An 18,143-nucleotide genomic window follows, 5' to 3' on the forward strand; every position below is an offset into this window, starting at 1 on the left:
CTGCAGCGTCGCCCCGATGTCCGACGTCCGCGTCGTCGTCATCGACTGCACCGAGACAGGCGCGTCCCCGCCCACGGCCACGGTCCCGACCTGGATCTGCCGGCTCTTCCGGCGCTCGGCGAGCTTGATCGGTACGGACGGCATGCCGAGAGAAATCGCAGTCATCTGCTGTGCAACCCCAAGGTAAGGATTCGGTCGGTCCCGAAAGCTGACGGGCTCCAAGCATCGAGATTACGGCACCTCCGAAGGCGCAGGCACATGCCCTCGGAAGGTCCACCCGATGGGGGGCGGGCGGGTATACCGCGTCCGACCACGGGGTATCGCGGGCATGACGACGGGCGGCCCGGCCGTGCCGGACCGCCCGTCTCCCGGCGGCCTCTCAGGACCGCGCCGCGTCCTCCCGGGGCATCACCGCGTCAGGAGATCCTGACGGGGTTCACCACGTCCGCGATGAGCACGAGGATCGTGAAGCAGACGAAGATCCCGGCCACCACGTAGGCGACGGGCATCAGCTTCGCGACGTCGAACGGGCCCGGGTCGGGCCGCCTCAGCACCTTCGCCGTGTTCCGCCGCAGCGCCTCCCACAGGGCGCCGGCGATGTGCCCGCCGTCCAGCGGCAGCAGCGGCAGCATGTTGAACAGGAACAGCGAGAGGTTGAAGCCCGCGACGAGCAGCAGCATCATCGCGATCTGCTGGGTCGGCGGGATGTCCAGCGTGAAGACCTCGCCGCCCACGCGCGCGGCGCCGACCACGCCCATCGGGGAGTCCGGCTCGCGCGGGCCGTCGCCGAAGGCCGCGTCCCACAGGGCGGGGATCTTGGAGGGCAGCGAGATCAGCGACTCGACGCCGTTCTCCATCATGTCGCCCATGCGGTCCACGGACTGCCCGAAGGACTGCTGGACGATGCCGGAGGCGGGCGTGAAGCCGAGGAACCCGGCGTACACGTACTCGCCCTCGACGTAGTTGCCGTCGCCGTCGGTCTTGCTGACCTGGTTGCGGATCAGGTGGGCCGACAGGTCGAGCCGCTCGCCCCCGCGCTCGACGGTGATCGTGACGTCCTCGCCGGGCTTGGACCGGATGTCGGACTGGAGCGCGGACCAGTCGGTGACGGCCTTGCCGTCGAACGCGACGATCTTGTCGCCCGCCTTCAGGCCCGCCGCCCTGGCCGGGGCGGCCTGGTCGTCGTCCTGGCACTTCGTGCGGTTCTCGCTCTGCTGGATGACGCAGTCGGAGATCTTGCCGACCGTGGTGGTCTGGGTCTGCACCCCGAAGGTCATCATCACGCCGAAGAAGATCACGACGGCGAGCACCAGGTTCATGAACGGCCCGGCGAACATGACGATGACGCGCTTCCAGGGCGCGCGCGTGTAGAAGAGCCGCTTCTCGTCGCCGGGCTGCAGCTCCTCGAACGCGGCGGACCGGGCGTCCTCGATCATGCCGCGGAACGGCGAGGTCGAACGGGCCTCGACCCGGCCGTCGGGGCCGGGCGGGAACATGCCGATCATGCGGATGTAGCCGCCGAGCGGGATCGCCTTGACCCCGTACTCGGTCTCGCCCTTCTTCCTCGAGAAGATCGTCGGGCCGAAGCCCACCATGTACTGCGGCACGCGGATGCCGAAGAGCTTGGCCGTCGACAGATGCCCCAGCTCGTGCCAGGCGATCGAGATGAGCAGCCCGACCACGAAGACGACTATGCCGAGGATCATCATCAGGGTCGTCATGCACGGGCCTCCGCGGTCTTCTTCGCCGTCGTCCGGGTCAGTTCACGGGCCCGGGCGCGTGCCCAGGTCTCCGCCTCGAGGACGTCCGCGACGGTCAGCGAGGTTCCCGTGCGCGGTGTGCCGTGCTCGGCGACCACCTGTGTCACGGTCTCCATGATGCCGTTGAACGGCAGGGCGCCGTTCAGGAACGCGTCGACGCACTCCTCGTTGGCGGCATTGAACACCGCCGGAGCCGTCCCCGCGAGCTGTCCGACGTGCCGGGCCAGCCCCACGGACGGGAACGCCTCGTCGTCCAGCGGGAAGAACTCCCAGCTGGAGGCCTTCGTCCAGTCGAAGGCGGGGGCGGCGTCCGGGACGCGCTCCGGCCAGCCCAAGCCGACGGCGATGGGGCCGCGCATGTCGGGCGGCGTGGCCTGGGCGAGCGTGGAGCCGTCGGTGAACTCGACCATGGAGTGGACGTAGGACTGCGGGTGCACGACCACCTCGATCCGGTCGAAGGGGATGTCGTACAGCAGGTGCGCCTCGATGACCTCCAGGCCCTTGTTGACGAGGGTGGCGGAGTTCACGGTGATGACGGGGCCCATGGCCCAGGTGGGGTGGGCGAGGGCGTCCTCGGGCGTGACGTCGGCGAGCTCGGCCTTCGTCCGTCCCCGGAAGGGGCCGCCGGAGGCGGTGACGACCAGTTTGCGCACGTCGGCGCGGGTGCCGGCGGCCAGGGCCTGGAAGAGCGCGGCGTGCTCGGAGTCGACCGGGATGATCTGGCCCGGCTTGGCGAGGGCCTTGACCAGCGGGCCGCCGACGATGAGCGACTCCTTGTTGGCGAGCGCGAGGGTGCGGCCGGCCTTCAGGGCGGCGAGGGTCGGCGCGAGGCCGATGGACCCGGTGATGCCGTTGAGAACCGTGTGGCAGGCGGAGGCGGCGATCTCCGAGGCCGCGTCCGGCCCGGCCAGGATCTCGGGGAGCGGCTCGCCCGTCCCGTCGTACTGCGCGGCGAGGGCCTCGCGCAGCGCCGGTACGGCGTCCTCGCGGGCGACCGCCACGGTGCGCACGCGCAGCCGGCGGGCCTGCTCGGCGAGGAGTCCCACCCGGCCGCCCGCGGCGGAGAGGGCGGTGACCTCGAACCGGTCCGGGTTGCGCAGCACGAGGTCGATGGCCTGGGTGCCGATGGACCCGGTGGAGCCGAGGATCACGACGTCGCGCACTCCGTCCACGGGGTCGAAGACGAGGTGCGGGTCGGCGAGGGGGGCAGGACTGTCGCTCATGCCCCCCATTGTTGCCGCAACACCTGTCCGTCAGGACACGGTGTCCCGTACCGACCGGACCGGCGAGCCGCGTGGGACGGCGGGCGGGGCCGGGCGGGCCTGCGGCGGAAGCCGGAAACCGCACAGGCCGGAGCCGGAAACTGCGGGGGCCCGGTCGCCGCGGGCCGCGGGGCCGGGACGCCGCACCGGGCCCGTCCGGTGCGCTGCTCCGCGGCCGGTCCGGTGCGCTGCCGCGGGACCGGCACGGGACCGGCGGCGTGGGACGCGAGCGCCGGACCGGCACGGGAGACGAGCGCGGGACGGGTGCGCGGGGCGCCGTCCCGGCCGGGAGGAGCGTGCCGTTCCCCGGCCGGGCGCGCCCCGCGCACCCGCGCCCGGCGTCCGCGTCAGCGGATGGGCCGGTGGACGTTGTCCCGCTCCGTCGGGCCGGGGGCCGCGTCCGCGATCCACGGGCCGTCGCCCGACGGGTCGAGGACACCCTGCTCCAGCCAGGCGTACGTGCCCGTCAGGACGCCCTCGACGACCTTGTGGTCGGTGTCGTCGGTGTTGGTCCACAGCCGGCCGAACAGCTCCTCGGCGCGGATCCGGGCCTGCCGGCAGAAGGCGTCGGCGAGCTGGTACGCCTCCCGGCCGTGCGGCTCCGTCGTGCGCAGCAGCTCGGCGCGGACGCAGGCCGCGCTCATCGCGAACAGCTCGGCGCCGATGTCGACGATCCGCCCGAGGAAGCCCTGCTTGGTCTCCATCCGTCCCTGCCAGCGCGACATGGCGTAGAAGGTGGAGCGGGCCAGCTTGCGGGCGCTGCGCTCCACGTAGCGCAGGTGCCCGGAGAGGTCGACGTGCCCGGCCGGGTGGAAGTCGGCGTACGCGCGCGGCAGCTGTCCGGCCCCGGCGACCAGCTTCGGCAGCCAGCGGGCGTAGAAGACACCGGCGTCGGCCCCCGCCCTCGCCTTGTCCGCGAAAGTCTTCTCGGGGTCGATGAGGTCGCCGGCCACGGACAGGTGCGCGTCGACCGCCTCGCGGGCGATCAGCAGGTGCATGATCTCCGTGGAGCCCTCGAAGATGCGGTTGATGCGCAGGTCGCGCAGCATCTGCTCGGCGGGGACGGCGCGTTCGCCGCGGGCCGCGAGCGACTCGGCGGTCTCGTAGCCGCGGCCGCCGCGGATCTGCACCAGCTCGTCGGCCATCAGCCAGGCCATCTCGGAGCCGTACAGCTTGGCGAGGGCGGCCTCGATGCGGATGTCGTTGCGGTCCTCGTCGGCCATCTGGCTGGCCAGGTCGACCACGGCCTCCAGGGCGAAGGTCGTCGCCGCGATGAAGGAGACCTTGCTGCCCACGGCCTCGTGGCGGGCGACCGGTTTGCCCCACTGCTCGCGGACCGCGCCCCACTCGCGGGCGATCTTCAGACACCACTTGCCCGCGCCCGCGCACATGGCGGGCAGCGACAGCCGGCCGGTGTTCAGCGTGGTCAGCGCGATCTTGAGGCCGGAACCCTCCGGACCGATGCGGTTGGCGGCGGGGACGCGCACCCGGTGGAAGCGGGTGACGCCGTTCTCCAGGCCGCGCAGCCCCATGAAGGCGTTGCGGTTCTCCACGGTGACGCCCTCGGCCGCGGCCTCGACGACGAAGGCGGTGATGCCTCCCCTGTGCCCCGGCGAGCGCGGGACGCGGGCCATGACGACGAGCAGGTCGGCGACCACGCCGTTGGTGGTCCACAGCTTCACGCCGTCCAGGACGTAGTCGTCCCCGTCGGGTACGGCCGTGGTGGCGAGGCGCGCCGGGTCCGAGCCCACATCGGGTTCGGTCAGCAGGAAGGCGGAGATGTCGGTGCGGGCGCAGCGCGGCAGGAACGCGTCCTTCTGCTCCTGGGTGCCGAACAGCTTGAGCGGCTGGGGTACGCCGATCGACTGGTGCGCCGACAGCAGGGCGCCGATGGCGGGGCTCACGGAGCCGGCCAGGGCCAGCGCCTTGTTGTAGTACACCTGCGTCAGCCCGAGGCCGCCGTACCGGAGGTCGATCTTCATGCCGAGGGCGCCGATCTCCTTGAGGCCCGCCACGGTCTCGTCGGGGATCCGCGCCTCGCGCTCGATGCGCGCGGGGTCGACCTTCGTCTCGCAGAAGTCGCGCAGCTTGGCCAGGAACTCCTCGCCGCGCTGGGCCGCCTCGTCGGACGGCACGGGGTGCGGGTGGATCAGGTCGAGCCGGAAGCGGCCGAGGAACAGCTCCTTGGCGAAGCTCGGTTTGCGCCAGTCCTGTTCGCGCGCGGCCTCCGCCACCTGGCGGGCCTCGCGCTCGGTGACGGCGGGCTTGGAAGTTGGTGCGGACATTGAGGGCTCACCTCGCCGCGAGTCGGGATCACCGGCCCAGTTGGTTACCGACCGGTGCTACTCGATCGTATTTACCTGATTCCGGGCATGGCGACCACCCCTTGCGCGCGCTCCGGCGGCGGGAGCCGATACTCGTCCCGTACGGTCGGCGCCCGCCCGGCGGGCGACATCGCGCGAAGGGCGGACGGATGCCGCCGGGCGGTCCGTGTGCATCGAAGCGCTTCGACGGGCTCTGGACACCGCTGGTGCGCAGGACTAAGGTCTAGCCACTTCCACCCCTGCCGACATCCGTGGCGCCTTTCGTCGAAGCGCTTCGCCCACCAGTGGAGGACCCTGTGGTCACTCTCGCCGAGGTAGCCCGGCACGCCGGAGTCTCGGCGAGCACGGTGAGCTACGTCCTCAGCGGCAAGCGGTCCATCTCCGCCGGCACCCGGCAGCGCGTCGAGCGCAGCATCGCGGAGCTGGGCTACCACCCCAACGCGGGCGCCCGGGCGCTGGCCAGCAGCCGGTCCAACATCATCGCGCTGATGATCCCGCTGCGCACCGACATGTACGTACCGGTGATGATGGAGATCGCCATCGCGGTCACCACCAGGGCCCGTACGCACGGGTACGACGTACTGCTGCTCACCGGCGAGGAGGGCCCCGACGCGGTGCGCCGGGTCACCGGCAGCGGGCTGGCCGACGCGATGATCCTGATGGACGTGGAGCTCGACGACGAGCGGCTGCCGCTGCTGCGCGCCACCGAGCGGCCCTCCGTCCTGATCGGGCTGCCCGCCGACACCACCGGGCTGACCTGCGTCGACCTCGACTTCGGGGCGACGGGCGCACTGTGCGCCGAGCACCTGGCGATGCTGGGGCACCGGGACATCGCCGTCATCGGCGAGGCGCCCGCGGTGTACGAGCGGCACACGGGCTTCGCGGAGCGCACGCTCGACGGGGTGCGCTCGCGCAGCCGGGAGCTGGGCCTGCGGCTGCTGCACCGCCCCTGCGAGGGCGGGTACGACGCGATGGCGGTGACGCTGGCGCGGATCTTCGACGAGCGGCCGAGCACCACGGGCTTCGTCGTGCAGAACGAGTCCGCGGTGGAGCCGCTGCTCGCGCTGTTGCGCCAGCAGGGCCGGGCGGTGCCGGAGGACGTGTCGGTGGTCGCGGTCTGCCCCGACCAGGTCGCCACCCAGGCGTCGGTACGGCTGACCTCGGTGTCCGTCCCCGCGCAGGAGATGGGCCGGAGCGCGGTGGAGCACCTGGTGGCCCGGCTGAACGGCCGGGAGGCCGGCGAGGTGGACCTGATCGCGCCGCGGCTGACGGTCCGCGCGAGCTCGGGCCCGGCACCGGTCTCCTCCTGAACGGGGCCGGCACCGGCTCTCCTCCTGACCGGGCCCGGACCCGTGCGGCCGGCAGGGGTGCGGCCGCCCCTGGGGGAGGCCGGCCGCACCCCTGCCGCTGTCTACGTACGTACGGGGATCAACTGCTGTTCACCGTAAGGTTGTCGGTGGTGAAGTCGAGCCCGCCCGAGGACGACGTGATCTCGTAGCCGAACTGCACGTCGCCGATGGTCTCGTTGCCCCGCCAGCCCTTGGTGTCCTTGATCCACTTCAGGATCGGCAGGATGTTCACCGTGCCGGAGGACGAGTCCGAGGTGCGCAGGAACGAGAGGACCTCGTTGGCGCCGTTGTTCCCCTTGTGAACGGTCCAGGTGTGGCCGCCGAGCGTGACGGTGTCCTGCGAGGTGCCGACGTGCGCGGTGCCTCCGGGGCGCGTGGGGGCCGCGTGCGGAGGGACCGGGTACGGGACCGGGAGTGGCGCATGAGGGTGTCCCTTCCGCGGGTGACGCGTGACAGGTGACGTGCGCCGTGTGACGCGTGCTGCTGTCGCCGCCCGGGGCGGAAAGGTTGCCGTGTCCGCCCGCGGCGTCCCGCGCGGACGGCGACGGCCGGCGCCGCATCTCGCGGACACCGGCCGTCGCCGCGGTTCAGGACCCCGCCGGGTACCTGTCGGGCCTCAGAGGGCGAGCCCCGTCAGCACGAGCACCCGCTCGTAGGTGTAGTCCTCCATGGCGAACCGCACGCCCTCGCGGCCGACGCCGGACTGCTTGGCGCCGCCGTACGGCATCTGGTCGGCGCGGTAGGACGGCACGTCGCCGATGATCACGCCGCCGACCTCCAGGGCGCGGTGCGCCCGGAAGGCGGTCCGCACGTCGTGGGTGAACACGCCCGCCTGGAGGCCGTACTTGGAGTCGTTGACGGCGGCGAAGGCCTCGGCCTCGCCGTCCACCTTCTGCACGGTCAGGACCGGGCCGAAGACCTCCTCGCAGGCGAGGGTGGCGTCCGCCGGCACACCGGTCAGCACGGTGGGGGCGTAGGAGGCGCCGTCGCGCTTGCCGCCGGTCAGCACCTGCGCGCCGGCCGCGGCGGCCTCGTCGACCCAGGACTCCACGCGGCGGGCGGCGTCCTCGCTCACCAGCGGGCCGACGTCCGTGGCGTCGTCCGACGGGTCGCCGGTGACCTGGGCCTCGACGGCCGCGACGACACGGGGCAGCAGTCGGTCGTACACCGAGGCGTCGGCGATCACGCGCTGCACGGAGATGCAGGACTGGCCGCCCTGGTAGTTGGAGAAGGTGGCGATGCGGGCGGCGGCCAGGTCCAGGTCCTCGTCGCTCGCCCAGTCGGCGAGCACGACCGCGGCGCCGTTGCCGCCCAGCTCCAGCGTGCAGTGCTTGCGCGGCACCGAGTCCATGATCGAGTAACCGACCTTCTCGGACCCGGTGAAGGAGATGACCGGCAGCCGCTCGTCCTGGACCAGGGCGGGCATGCGGTCGTTGGGGACCGGCAGGATGCTCCAGGAGCCGGCGGGCAGCTCGGTCTCGGCCAGCAGCTCGCCGATGAGCAGGGCGGACAGCGGGGTGGCGGGCGCCGGCTTCAGGACGATCGGGGCGCCGGCGGCGATCGCCGGGGCGACCTTGTGGGCGCAGAGGTTGAGCGGGAAGTTGAAGGGCGCGATGCCCAGTACGACGCCCTTGGGGAAGCGGCGGGTGAGCGCGAGCCGGCCCTGGCCGCCCGCGTCGGTGTCGAGCCGCTGCGCCTCGCCGCCGTTGAACCGGCGGGCCTCCTCGGCGGCGAACCGGAACACCGACACCGCCCGGCCGACCTCGCCGCGCGCCCATTTGACCGGCTTGCCGTTCTCGGCGGAGATCAGCCGCGCGATCTCCTCGGTCCGCTCCGCCAGGCGCCGCGAGACGTGGTCGAGGGCGGCGGCGCGCACGTGGGCCGGGGTGGCGGCGAACTCGTCCCGCACGGCGTACGCGGCGGCGACGGCCTCCTCGACCTGGGCGTCGGTCGGGACGCTCACCTTGCCGACGAGCCGGCCGTCCCAGGGGGAGGTGACGTCGAAGGTGGTCTCGCCGTCGGCCCTGCGGCCGGCGAGCCAGAAGGCGTGGGTGGAGGTCATTGGCGGGTCCCGGCCCTTCTCGAATGCGACGGGGTTCTCCCCCGCGTCCCCGGACACGGGTCACGGCGGGGGTCTCCCCCACCGTATGACCGCCCCGCCCGGGGATCGTTTGTCCGGGACGTAGCACTGCCCGACGCCGGCACTACGCTTTGGCGCACACCGCCGCCCGGCAGCGGGCGAACGGGCGGCCGTACAGGGGCTGGCAGGCGTGCCGGGGCCGGCGGGCTCGCAAGAGGGCTACGGCGTCTCGGCCGTCGTCGTCTTCAGGGCCAGCCACAGCTCCATGCGCACGTCCGGGTCGTCCAGCGAGCGGCCGAGGATCTCCTCCACCCGCCGCATCCGGTACCGGAGCGTGTGCCGGTGCACCCCGAGGTCCGCGGCGGCCGCGTCCCACTGGCCGTGGCGGGACAGCCAGGCGCGCAGCGAGGCCACGAGATCGCCCCGGCCGGTCGCGTCGTGCTCGTACAGCGCCCGCAGCAGCCCGTCCGCGAAGGCCCGCACGGCGTCGTCCGCGAGCAGCGGCAGCACGGACCCGGCCGCCAGCTCGTCGTGCTCGACGAGCACCCGGCCGCGCCGCCGGGCCACCGTCAGCGCCTGCTCGGCCTGCTTGTACGCGGCCGCGGCGGCGATCGGGCCGGCCGGCGCCGACATCCCGACCAGCAGTCCGGCCTCCTCGCCGCCCGGCGCGCGGCCGGCGCCCCGGCCGCCGTGCGCCCCGCCGAGCGACCCGGCGTACGCGGCACAGGCCGCCACCACCGCGCCGCCGTCCGCGGCGAGCACCACGAGCCGCTCGCCGTCCGGCACCACCAGGGCGGCCTCGCCGGACCGCCCGGCCGCCGCCTCCACGACCTCGGCGAGCGCGTCCAGCGGATCGTCCGCTGCGGCGGCCGGCGCGGGGACCGTCGGGGGCGTCCCGTTCACGGCACCGGCCCGTACGCCCTTCGCCGCCGGAGCCGGGGCCGACACCGACGCGGGCCCGGACGCCGGCGCGGGCCCCGGCGCCGCGGCCCGGCCGGGCCCTCTTCCCGGACCGGTCCCCGCCTGCCCGGCCCCCGCCCCCGGCGCCGGTACCGGCTCGGCGAGGATCATCCGGTACGGGGCGTCCAGCAGCTCTCCGTACAGGTCCCCGGCGACCGCGCGCGCGTGGTCCGGCTGTCCGGCGAGCAGCATCCGCAGCACGGCCGCGGCGAGCCGCTGCTCGGCGGCGTGCAGCGAGCGCGAGCGCTCGGTGACGAGTGTGAGCAGGGCGATCGCGGAGTGCACGGCGTAGCGCTCGGCGGTGCCCGGGGCGGCGGCGGTGCCGACGGCGAGCGCGGCGCGGGCCCGGCGCCCGGTGCCCAGGGTGTGCAGTTCGACGCGGTCCTCGCCGTTCCCGGCGCGGCCCGCGACGACGGAGCTGGCGGGCGCGGCCCGCTCGCGCAGCCGCTCCACGTCGGGGGTGAGGCGTGCGGCCCGCCGTCCCGCCCACTCCGGCGCGGCGGCGACCACGGCGCCGGACGCGTCGTAGAGCGCGGCCCAGCCGTCGACCTGGGCGGCGAGCGCGGCGAGCAGCCCCTCGGGCCCCGCGTTCAGGGCCTGCCGGGTGAGTTCGCGCTGGGCGGCGAAGCCCGCCGTCACGGCGCGGTACTGGTCGGCGGCGATGGCGGCGGAGACGGCCTTGCTGATGGCGAGGAACGGGGTGCGGCGCGGTACTTCCAGCAGCGGCAGCCCCTCGTCCGCCGCCGCGTCGACGAGTGCCTGGGGGATGTCGTCGTAGTTGACCCCGACGGCGAAGCCGAGGCCCACCACCCCGGCCCCCACCAGCCGCTTCACATAGCGCCGCATGGCCGCGGGGTCCTCCGCGTCCAGCTTGAGGGCGGTGATCAGCAGCAGCTCCCCGCCCTCCATGTACGGCACGGGGTCGGCCAGCTCGCTGGCGTGGACCCAGCGGACGGGGGCCTCCAGACGGTCCCCGCCCGCGCGCACGGTGAGCTTCAGCGCCGAGTGGTGGACGAGCGAGGCGAGCGTGGGGGGCATGGGGCCTTCAGGTCTTCACAGGTTCGTCGGCGGTCACGGGGAGGTGATCCTTTGGCCGCCCCGTATGAACGACCTGTGTCGATTCTGCCTCACTGTACGCATCGCCGGACTCGACCGGCTCAGCTGCGCAGGTGCACCAGAAGCGGGGGCGCGTGCTCCCCGCGCGCGGTGGTGAGCGAGAGCACCGCGTGTCCCGGGGGCACCGCGTGCGCCAGTTCGGACGCGGACCAGCGCTCGCGCTCGACCTGGCGCACGGTGACGGCGCGCGCGGTCGGCGCGTTCCCGGTGATCACGCGCCGCAGTACGTGCACGGTCTTGCCCAGCGGGGTCTCGGCGATGATCTGCCGGTCGGTGACGTCGCGCGCCTCGATCCACTCCTTGCCCCAGACCTCGGCGAAGTCCTGCCCGTCCCAGGGGGTGAGCCCGGACAGCGCCATCCGGCAGCCGGCCGCGCCCAGCAGGGGCGAGCGCAGCGCGCGGGGCACGTCGTCGAGGGTGCGCAGGGTCAGCACGACGCCCGCGTTGGCGGACCGCAGCCGCTGGATGCCGCGGACGGCCTCGGGGGTCACGACGCCCGCCGCCTCGTCCAGCACCAGGCAGGCGAAGAGCGAGCGGTCCTCGCGCACCGCGACACTGGCCGTGAACTGGGCGAGCACCAACCGCGCCAGGATCCGCGAGGCGTCGGCGTGCCCGCGCTCGGGCAGGTCGATGCGGACCCGCACGGGGTGGTCGAGGGAGCGCAGCGAGAAGGGCCGGGACTGCCCGGAGGCGTCGAAGAAGCCGGCGAACGCGGGCCGGTCGAGGAGCGCCACCCGGTCGGCGAGCACGCCGCCGAGGTCCCCGGGCTGCTTCGCCTGCCGCTCGCGGGCGTCGAGCTCGCGCAGCAGGGCCTCCTGCCCGGCCTCGGTCAGCGCCTTGCGCAGCGCGCCGAGCGGGCCGGGCGCACCGTCGAGGAGCCGGCGCAGCTCGGGCACGGAGGGGAAGCGGCCGTGGACCGCGCGGTAGGGGGCGAGCAGCTGGGCGAGCACGGTGGTGGAGCGGCGGCTGTCCCCGCCGGGGTGCGGGTCGGACAGGTCGCCGACGAGGGCCTCGGCGAGCACGGCGGCGGCCTCGTCGGGGTCGGTGGTCCCGCCGTACAGGTCGAGGTCGTACACGGACTCGGGGTGCCCGATCCGCACGACGACGTCGTAGGCGTCGGCCGGTCCGATGCCCGCACCGGCCGCGCCGACCACCACGACGGCGGCCCGGCCGGCGAGCGCGTGCAGGCACAGCGACTCCGCGAGCGGGCGCACGACGTCCCCGGTCTTGCCCGACCCGGCGGGGCCGACGGCGACCAGCGAGGTGGCGAGCAGCTCGGGCCCGAGGGCGAGGCCGGTGCCGCGGTAGGCGTACGGGTTGCGGGGGTCGTCCGCGGTGGTGCCGAGCCGGACCTGGCCGGTGACGAGGTCGTGCCGGGCGAGCCGGGCCGGCAGGTCCCGGTCGCCCGAGGGATGCGGGCAGGCGGCGGCGCCGTCGCGCAGCACGGCCCCGGTGAAGGCGGCCAGGCTGTGCCGGCCGCTGCGCACGCCCTGCCAGGCGCGGGCGATACGGGCCTGGTCGACGTCGCGCATGAACCCGGTACGGGCGTCGGCGGCGAGCCGCTCGGCGGCGTCGACGGCTCCGGCGGCACGGAGTTCGGGCCACTGGGCGGGATCCTCTTGCGGGGACTCGGGGGCCGTCGGCTCGGACGGACGACGCTGCAGCCGTGGGACGACGAAGCGCCGCCACACCTCGTCCCAGCGGCCGAGCCGGCCGACACCGATCGCGATGACCAGCACGACCAGCAGGCTGTAACCGTTGTAGAGGATCGCGCTGCCGACCGAGCCGCCGTCGTTCAGCCAGGCATCCGGAGCGAGGAGCCGGAGGGGCAGCAGCCACCACTGGCCCAGATACCCATTCCACAGCAGCGACCAGATCAGCCAGCCCACGAGAAAAGCGACCAGCGCGCCCGTGAGCAGCTGCCGGGCCGGGACGACCTCGGGCTCCTCCTCGGGGCGCGGCCGGTGCCCGAAGCGCCACACGCCGGGCGCCGCCTCGGGCCGCGGGGTCCGCAGCCACGCCAGGAAGGCGGAGCCGTCCGGGGGCGGGGGCGTGCCGGGCGCCTGCACGGGCCGGGGCGGCACAGCGGACTCCCCGTACCCGGACGAACCCGGCGGCACGGCAGGCTCCCCGTAACCAGGCCGACCCCACGCGTCCGGCGGCACGGCGGACTCCCCGTGCCCGGGGCGGTGCGGCGGGCCCGGCGGTCCGGTGGGCCGGGGTGGCACGTCCGGCGGTCCCGCCGGGCGCGGCACGGACCCGGCGTGCGCGCCCTGAGCGTCCTGCGTGCCCTCGCTGTCCATCGCCTCTGCCCCCTGACCAGCCGCTCCGTACGTCGTTCGCGAGTCAATCTAACGCCCCGGCAAGGGCAGTTCAGCCATACGCGGCCGGTCCCCGGCAATACCTCCGGCGCACCGGCCGAACGCGCAGGTCGCCCCGCCGGTCCGGTCGCCGGCGTCCCGTGCCGCGGCACCGTCCGCCGCACCCGTCCCGGCGCTATGTCCACGGCGGACAACGCGGCACGCCGACGACTCCCACATGGAGCATGCCCGCCCCCCGCGCGCGGCCCTAGCCTGCGGGGAAAAGAAGCCGAGCGTCCGTACCCGGGCCCGTTCGTCCGACCCCAGGGAGCCCCTCATGAGCGCACTTCCGCAGGAGCGCCGCGTCGTCACCGCCATTCCCGGACCGAAGTCGCAGGAGCTGCAGGCCCGCCGCACCGCCGCGGTCGCGCAGGGCGTGGGCTCCACGCTGCCGGTCTTCGTCACCCGCGCGAGCGGCGGCGTCATCGAGGACGTCGACGGCAACCGGCTGATCGACTTCGGTTCCGGCATCGCCGTGACCTCCGTCGGCGCCTCCGCCGAGGCCGTGGTGCGCCGGGCCTCCGCCCAGCTCGCCGACTTCACCCACACCTGTTTCATGGTCACGCCCTACGAGGGCTACGTGGCCGTCGCCGAGGCGCTGGCCGAGCTGACCCCGGGCGACCACGCCAAGAAGTCGGCCCTGTTCAACTCGGGCGCCGAGGCCGTCGAGAACGCCGTGAAGATCGCCCGTGCGTACACGAAGCGCACGGCGGTCGTGGTCTTCGACCACGGCTACCACGGCCGCACCAACCTCACGATGGCGCTGACCGCCAAGAACATGCCGTACAAGCACGGCTTCGGCCCGTTCGCGCCCGAGGTCTACCGCGTGCCGGTGGCGTACGGCTACCGCTGGCCGACCGGCCCGGAGAACGCGGGCCCGGAGGCCGCCGCGCAGGCCATCGACCAGATCACCAAGCAGATCGGCGCGGAGAACGTCGCGGCGGTCATCATCGAGCCGGTGCTCGGCGAGGGCGGCTTCATCGAGCCCGCCAAGGGCTTCCTGCCCGCGATCCGCCGGTTCGCGACGGACCACGGCATCGTCTTCGTCGCGGACGAGATCCAGTCCGGCTTCTGCCGCACCGGCCAGTGGTTCGCCTGCGAGGACGAGGGCATCGTCCCGGACCTGATCACCACCGCCAAGGGCATCGCGGGCGGTCTGCCGCTCTCCGCCGTCACCGGCCGCGCCGAGATCATGGACGCCGCGCACTCCGGCGGCCTCGGCGGCACGTACGGCGGCAACCCGGTGGCCTGCGCGGGCGCGCTCGGCGCCATCGAGACCATGAAGGAGCTCGACCTCAACGCCGCGGCGAAGAGGATCGAGTCGGTCATGAAGACCCGTCTGACCGCCATGCAGGAGAAGTACGGCCTCATCGGCGAGGTCCGCGGCCGCGGCGCCATGATCGCCATCGAACTGGTCAAGGACCCGGCGACCAAGGAGCCGGACCCCGAGGCGGCCGCCGCGCTGGCCAAGGCCTGCCACCAGGAGGGGCTGCTCGTCCTGACCTGCGGCACCTACGGCAACGTGCTGCGCTTCCTGCCCCCGCTGGTCATCGGCGAGGACCTGCTGAACGAGGGCCTCGACATCCTGGAGCAGTCGCTCGCCCGCCTGTGAGGCCGGTGCCGGGGATGTCCGGGGGCGATCCTGCGGACGGTGCCGCGGACACCCCCGCAGGCGTCCCGCGGGCCCGTGGTGCGGTTCCGGGCCGGCGGTGGTCCGACGCGGAGGGTGTGAAGAAGGTGTGCGAGGTGGATGGCGGGACGCCGAAGCGTCTGTCGGACGCGCACCGGCTGCCGTAGGTTCTACCCAGATGAGAGATACACCCCGCTCACGGGCGACCGTGGGCGACATCGGGACGGGGCCTCCCCAGCTTCGACCCGGCCGTGCCTTGGCGCACACACCCGGAGCCTCCGGCTCCGGTTCTCCTCACCGATCGGACGGCCGCCCGCCCCAAACCCCCCGGGGCGCGCGGCACACCGATCTGGACGGCCGCCCCGGAACTTCCCCCCCTGTTCCGGGGCGCCCGACTGCGTTCTCCGGGCGTCCCGCCGCTCTCGCGGCCCTGGCCCTCCTCTTCCTCTTCTGCCTGCTCGCCGGGGCCGTCGCCGTCGACGGCCCGGTCCGGCGCGCCGACGAGCGGCTGGGCCGGGCGGTCGCGGACGGCGGCAGCGCCGCCGCGGGCGGCGCAGGCGCGTGGAACCGCGTCGCCGAGTTCTTCGCCGACCTGGGCAACGTCCCGGTCGCCGTCCCCGTCCTGGTTGTCGTCTGCGCCTGCGCCGCCCTGCGCGCCCGCCGGGCGGACCTGCCCCGCTGGTGGCTCCCCCCGGTGGCCGCGCTGGTCCTCATGGCCCTGGTCCCCGCCCTGGTCGTGCCGCTCAAGGAGGCGGTGGGCCGGCCGGGACCGCCCGGCACGGACGGCGACGGCTACTTCCCGTCCGGCCACACCGCCACCTCCTCCGTCGCCTACGGGGCGGCGGTCCTGCTCCTGCTCCCCCTGGCGCGCGGGGCCCTCGTCCGGTCCGGCCTGGCCGCCGGCTGCGCGCTCCTCCTCGCGGCCGTCGGCCTGGGTCTGGTCCGGCGCGGCTACCACTGGCCGCTGGACGTGCTGGGGAGCTGGGTGCTGAGCGCGATGCTGCTGATCGGGCTGGACGCGTACCTCCGCCGCTCCCGCGACCGCGACCGGCGCCACGAGCAGCGGGAACAGCAGCCGGCCCCGGACCGGCACGGGCGGGAGCGGCACCCGGACCCGGACCGGGCGGACGGCGCGCCACCGGAGTGACCGGCCCCGGCACCGCGCCGCCGCCGCACCTCAGGTCCCGCCGCCCCGCCCGCCCCGCCTCTCCCCCGCACCGTCCGACAGGACGGCCGCCGCCTCGTGCATCGCCAGTTCGAGCAGGGCCGGGTCCGTGAGGGTGCCCGAGCCGTCCGGGAGCACCACCCAGCGGACGGTGCCGACGGAGCCGCCGGGGTACGGCACGACGATCCACGTGCCCTCGCCCGCGCCGCGGACGCCCGTGCCCAGCCAGCGCGCCGCCGTGCCCGGCGGCACGAAGAAGCCCATGCGGGAGTCGCCGAAGTCGACGAGGACCGGACCGGGCCGGCCGACGCAGCGGGTCAGCACGTCGAGCGTGGCACAGCCGAGGTCGCCGGGGAGGATCAGCACGTCCCAGAGGCGCCCGGCCGGGAGCAGGGCGACTCCGAGGGGGTTGTGCCGCCACTCGCGGCGGCACGCGGCGGGGTCGGGGGCGGCGGACGCCAGCCACGCGGCGGCCGATGTCGTCCCAGTCATGACCAACCTTCCTCTCGTCTGCGGACGCGGATCGCGCCACACAGGAGAGAGGGGGGCCGGGGCCGGGCATTACGCGAGTCACGTCCGCCCTTTCCCGTGAAGTGGATCACATCGCGGAGGACGGCCGGGACCGCTCGGCGCCGGCCGTCCCGGACCGCCCGGCGCCGGCCGCCTCCTGTCCCGCGGCGCCCCCCGTCAGGAGTCGAAGCCGAGGCCCAGGCGGTCCATGGCGCGCAGCCACAGGTTGCGGCGGCCGCCGTGGGTGTCCGCGCGGGCCAGCGACCACTGGGTGAGGGCGATGCCGGTCCAGGCGAACGGCTCCGGCGGGAACGGCACCGGTTTCGTGCGGACCATCTCCAGGGCCGTCCGCTCCGTGCGCGCGCCCGCCAGCAGGTCGAGCATCACGTCGGCGCCGAACCGGGTCGCGCCCACGCCGAGCCCGGTGAACCCGGCCGCGTAGGCGACCCGGCCGCGGTGCGCGGTCCCGAAGAACGCCGAGAAGCGCGAGCAGGTGTCGATCGCGCCGCCCCAGGCGTGGGTGAAGCGGACGCCCTCCAGCTGCGGGAAGCAGGTGAAGAAGTGCCCGGCGAGCTTGGCGTAGGTCTCCGGCCGGTCGTCGTACTCCGCGCGGACCCGCCCCCGGTACGGGTACACCGCGTCGTAGCCGCCCCACAGGATGCGGTGGTCGGCCGAGAGCCGGAAGTAGTGGAACCGGTTGCCGGCGTCCGCCAGACCCTGGCGGCCGCGCCAGCCGATCGAGGCCAGCTGCCCGGGTGTGAGCGGTTCGGTCATCAGCGCGTAGTCGTAGACCGGGACGGTGTACGGGCGCACGCGGCGGACGAGGTTCGGGAAGACGTTGGTGCCGAGGGCCACCTGCCGGGCGCGGACGGCGCCGTACGGGGTGCGGACCGCCAGGCCGGCGCCGTGCGCGCGCAGGCCGAGCGCGGGTGTGTGCTCGTAGAGCCGGACGCCCAGGGAGAGGCAGGCGCGCTTGAGGCCCCAGGCCAGGCGGGCCGGGTTCAGCAGGGCGACGCCGCGGCGGTCGTACAGGCCGGCCAGGAAGGTCGGCGAGTCGACCTGGGCGCGCACCTGCTCCGCGTCCAGGAACTCGACGCCGTCGGCCAGCCCGAGGCCGCGCAGGCGGGCGTGCCACTCCCGCAGCCCGTCGGCCTGGTGCGGCGCGGTGGCGACGTCGATCTCGCCGGTGCGCTCGAAGGCGCAGTCGAGGGAGTACCGGGCGACGGCCTCCTCGATCGCGTCGAGGTTGCGGGCGCCCAGCTCCTCTAGGACGGCGATCTCGTCCGGCCAGCGGGCGAGTCCGTTGGCGAGTCCGTGGGTGAGGGAGGCGGCGCAGAAGCCGCCGTTGCGGCCGGAGGCGGCCCAGCCCGCCTCACGGCCCTCGACGAGGACGACGTCGCGGCCGGGGTCGCGCTCCTTGGCCAGGAGCGCGGTCCACAGTCCGCTGTAGCCGCCGCCGACGACGAGGAGGTCGCAGGTCTCGGCCGCGGTGAGGGCCGGCTCGGGGCGCGGCCTGCCGGGGTCGTCCAGCCAGTACGGCACCGGCCGGACGTCGGAGAGGGATGTGGTCCAACGGGTCATGGCGCTCGGGGCCATGATTGTCAACTCCCCACGTATGCGTAGCTGC

12 protein-coding genes and 1 pseudogene are annotated in these 18,143 nt (G+C 74.4%); 3 read left to right on the forward strand and 10 right to left on the reverse strand.

All coding sequences use genetic code 11. The annotated features are described in order from the left end of the window. The 4 genes from IE271_RS28670 to IE271_RS28685 all read right to left on the reverse strand — a co-directional run. On the reverse strand, positions 1–165 hold a 165-nt coding region (locus IE271_RS28670), incomplete at its 3' end, for a flavodoxin-dependent (E)-4-hydroxy-3-methylbut-2-enyl-diphosphate synthase (RefSeq protein ID WP_373308855.1). A 251-nt stretch (positions 166–416) separates the two neighbouring features. Further along, a complete protein-coding gene (locus tag IE271_RS28675) occupies positions 417–1,721 on the reverse strand; it encodes a M50 family metallopeptidase (protein ID WP_190193372.1) in 1,305 nt (434 codons plus the stop codon). Then, the gene (dxr, locus tag IE271_RS28680; protein WP_190193373.1) at positions 1,718–2,983 is read right to left on the reverse strand and encodes a 1-deoxy-D-xylulose-5-phosphate reductoisomerase; all 1,266 of its coding nucleotides are present in this window, start codon (positions 2,981–2,983) and stop codon (positions 1,718–1,720) included. Before dxr ends, IE271_RS28675 begins: the two co-directional genes overlap by 4 nt. Before the next feature lie 386 nt (positions 2,984–3,369). Continuing rightward, positions 3,370–5,307, reverse strand: a complete 1,938-nt coding sequence (locus tag IE271_RS28685) for an acyl-CoA dehydrogenase family protein (protein ID WP_190193374.1) — start codon at positions 5,305–5,307, stop codon at positions 3,370–3,372. A 335-nt stretch (positions 5,308–5,642) separates the two neighbouring features. Here IE271_RS28685 and IE271_RS28690 point away from each other — a divergent pair, with 335 nt between their 5' ends. Next, complete coding sequence (locus tag IE271_RS28690; RefSeq protein WP_190193375.1) at positions 5,643–6,656, forward strand: LacI family DNA-binding transcriptional regulator; 1,014 nt, start codon at positions 5,643–5,645, stop codon at positions 6,654–6,656. A 118-nt stretch (positions 6,657–6,774) separates the two neighbouring features. On the opposite strand, the pseudogene IE271_RS28695 reads toward IE271_RS28690, so the two are convergent. From IE271_RS28695 to IE271_RS28710, 4 genes and pseudogenes are all read right to left on the reverse strand, one after another. Further along, a pseudogene (locus tag IE271_RS28695) lies at positions 6,775–7,047 on the reverse strand (GH12 family glycosyl hydrolase domain-containing protein); the annotation flags it as partial. 264 nt (positions 7,048–7,311) lie between these two features. Then, positions 7,312–8,757, reverse strand: a complete 1,446-nt coding sequence (locus IE271_RS28700; RefSeq protein ID WP_190193376.1) for an aldehyde dehydrogenase family protein — start codon at positions 8,755–8,757, stop codon at positions 7,312–7,314. A gap of 237 nt (positions 8,758–8,994) precedes the next feature. Then, positions 8,995–10,773, reverse strand: coding sequence for a PucR family transcriptional regulator (locus tag IE271_RS28705; RefSeq protein WP_190193377.1), 1,779 nt, complete (start codon positions 10,771–10,773; stop codon positions 8,995–8,997). Positions 10,774–10,892: 119 nt separating this feature from the next. Next, positions 10,893–13,154: an ATP-binding protein gene (locus tag IE271_RS28710; protein WP_229919618.1), complete on the reverse strand. Its 2,262-nt coding sequence runs from the start codon at positions 13,152–13,154 to the stop codon at positions 10,893–10,895. A 334-nt stretch (positions 13,155–13,488) separates the two neighbouring features. Between IE271_RS28710 and gabT the strand changes: the two genes are divergently transcribed. Together gabT and IE271_RS28720 are read left to right on the forward strand one after the other, a co-directional pair. Next, positions 13,489–14,823, forward strand: coding sequence for a 4-aminobutyrate--2-oxoglutarate transaminase (gene gabT, locus IE271_RS28715; RefSeq protein ID WP_190193379.1), 1,335 nt, complete (start codon positions 13,489–13,491; stop codon positions 14,821–14,823). 274 nt (positions 14,824–15,097) lie between these two features. Further along, positions 15,098–15,988, forward strand: a complete 891-nt coding sequence (locus IE271_RS28720; RefSeq protein WP_308435223.1) for a phosphatase PAP2 family protein — start codon at positions 15,098–15,100, stop codon at positions 15,986–15,988. 30 nt (positions 15,989–16,018) lie between these two features. On the opposite strand, the gene IE271_RS28725 is transcribed toward IE271_RS28720, so the two are convergent. After that, positions 16,019–16,498 (reverse strand): hypothetical protein, encoded by a 480-nt coding sequence (locus IE271_RS28725; protein WP_190193381.1) that lies wholly within the window; start codon positions 16,496–16,498, stop codon positions 16,019–16,021. A gap of 195 nt (positions 16,499–16,693) precedes the next feature. After that, on the reverse strand, positions 16,694–18,112 hold the full coding sequence (locus IE271_RS28730) for an NAD(P)/FAD-dependent oxidoreductase (RefSeq protein WP_190193382.1): 1,419 nt from the start codon (positions 18,110–18,112) through the stop codon (positions 16,694–16,696). Between the last annotated feature and the right edge of the window lie 31 nt (positions 18,113–18,143).

It is taken from the genome of Streptomyces minutiscleroticus, from assembly GCF_014650875.1.
In the GTDB taxonomy this organism is placed as follows: domain Bacteria; phylum Actinomycetota; class Actinomycetes; order Streptomycetales; family Streptomycetaceae; genus Streptomyces; species Streptomyces minutiscleroticus.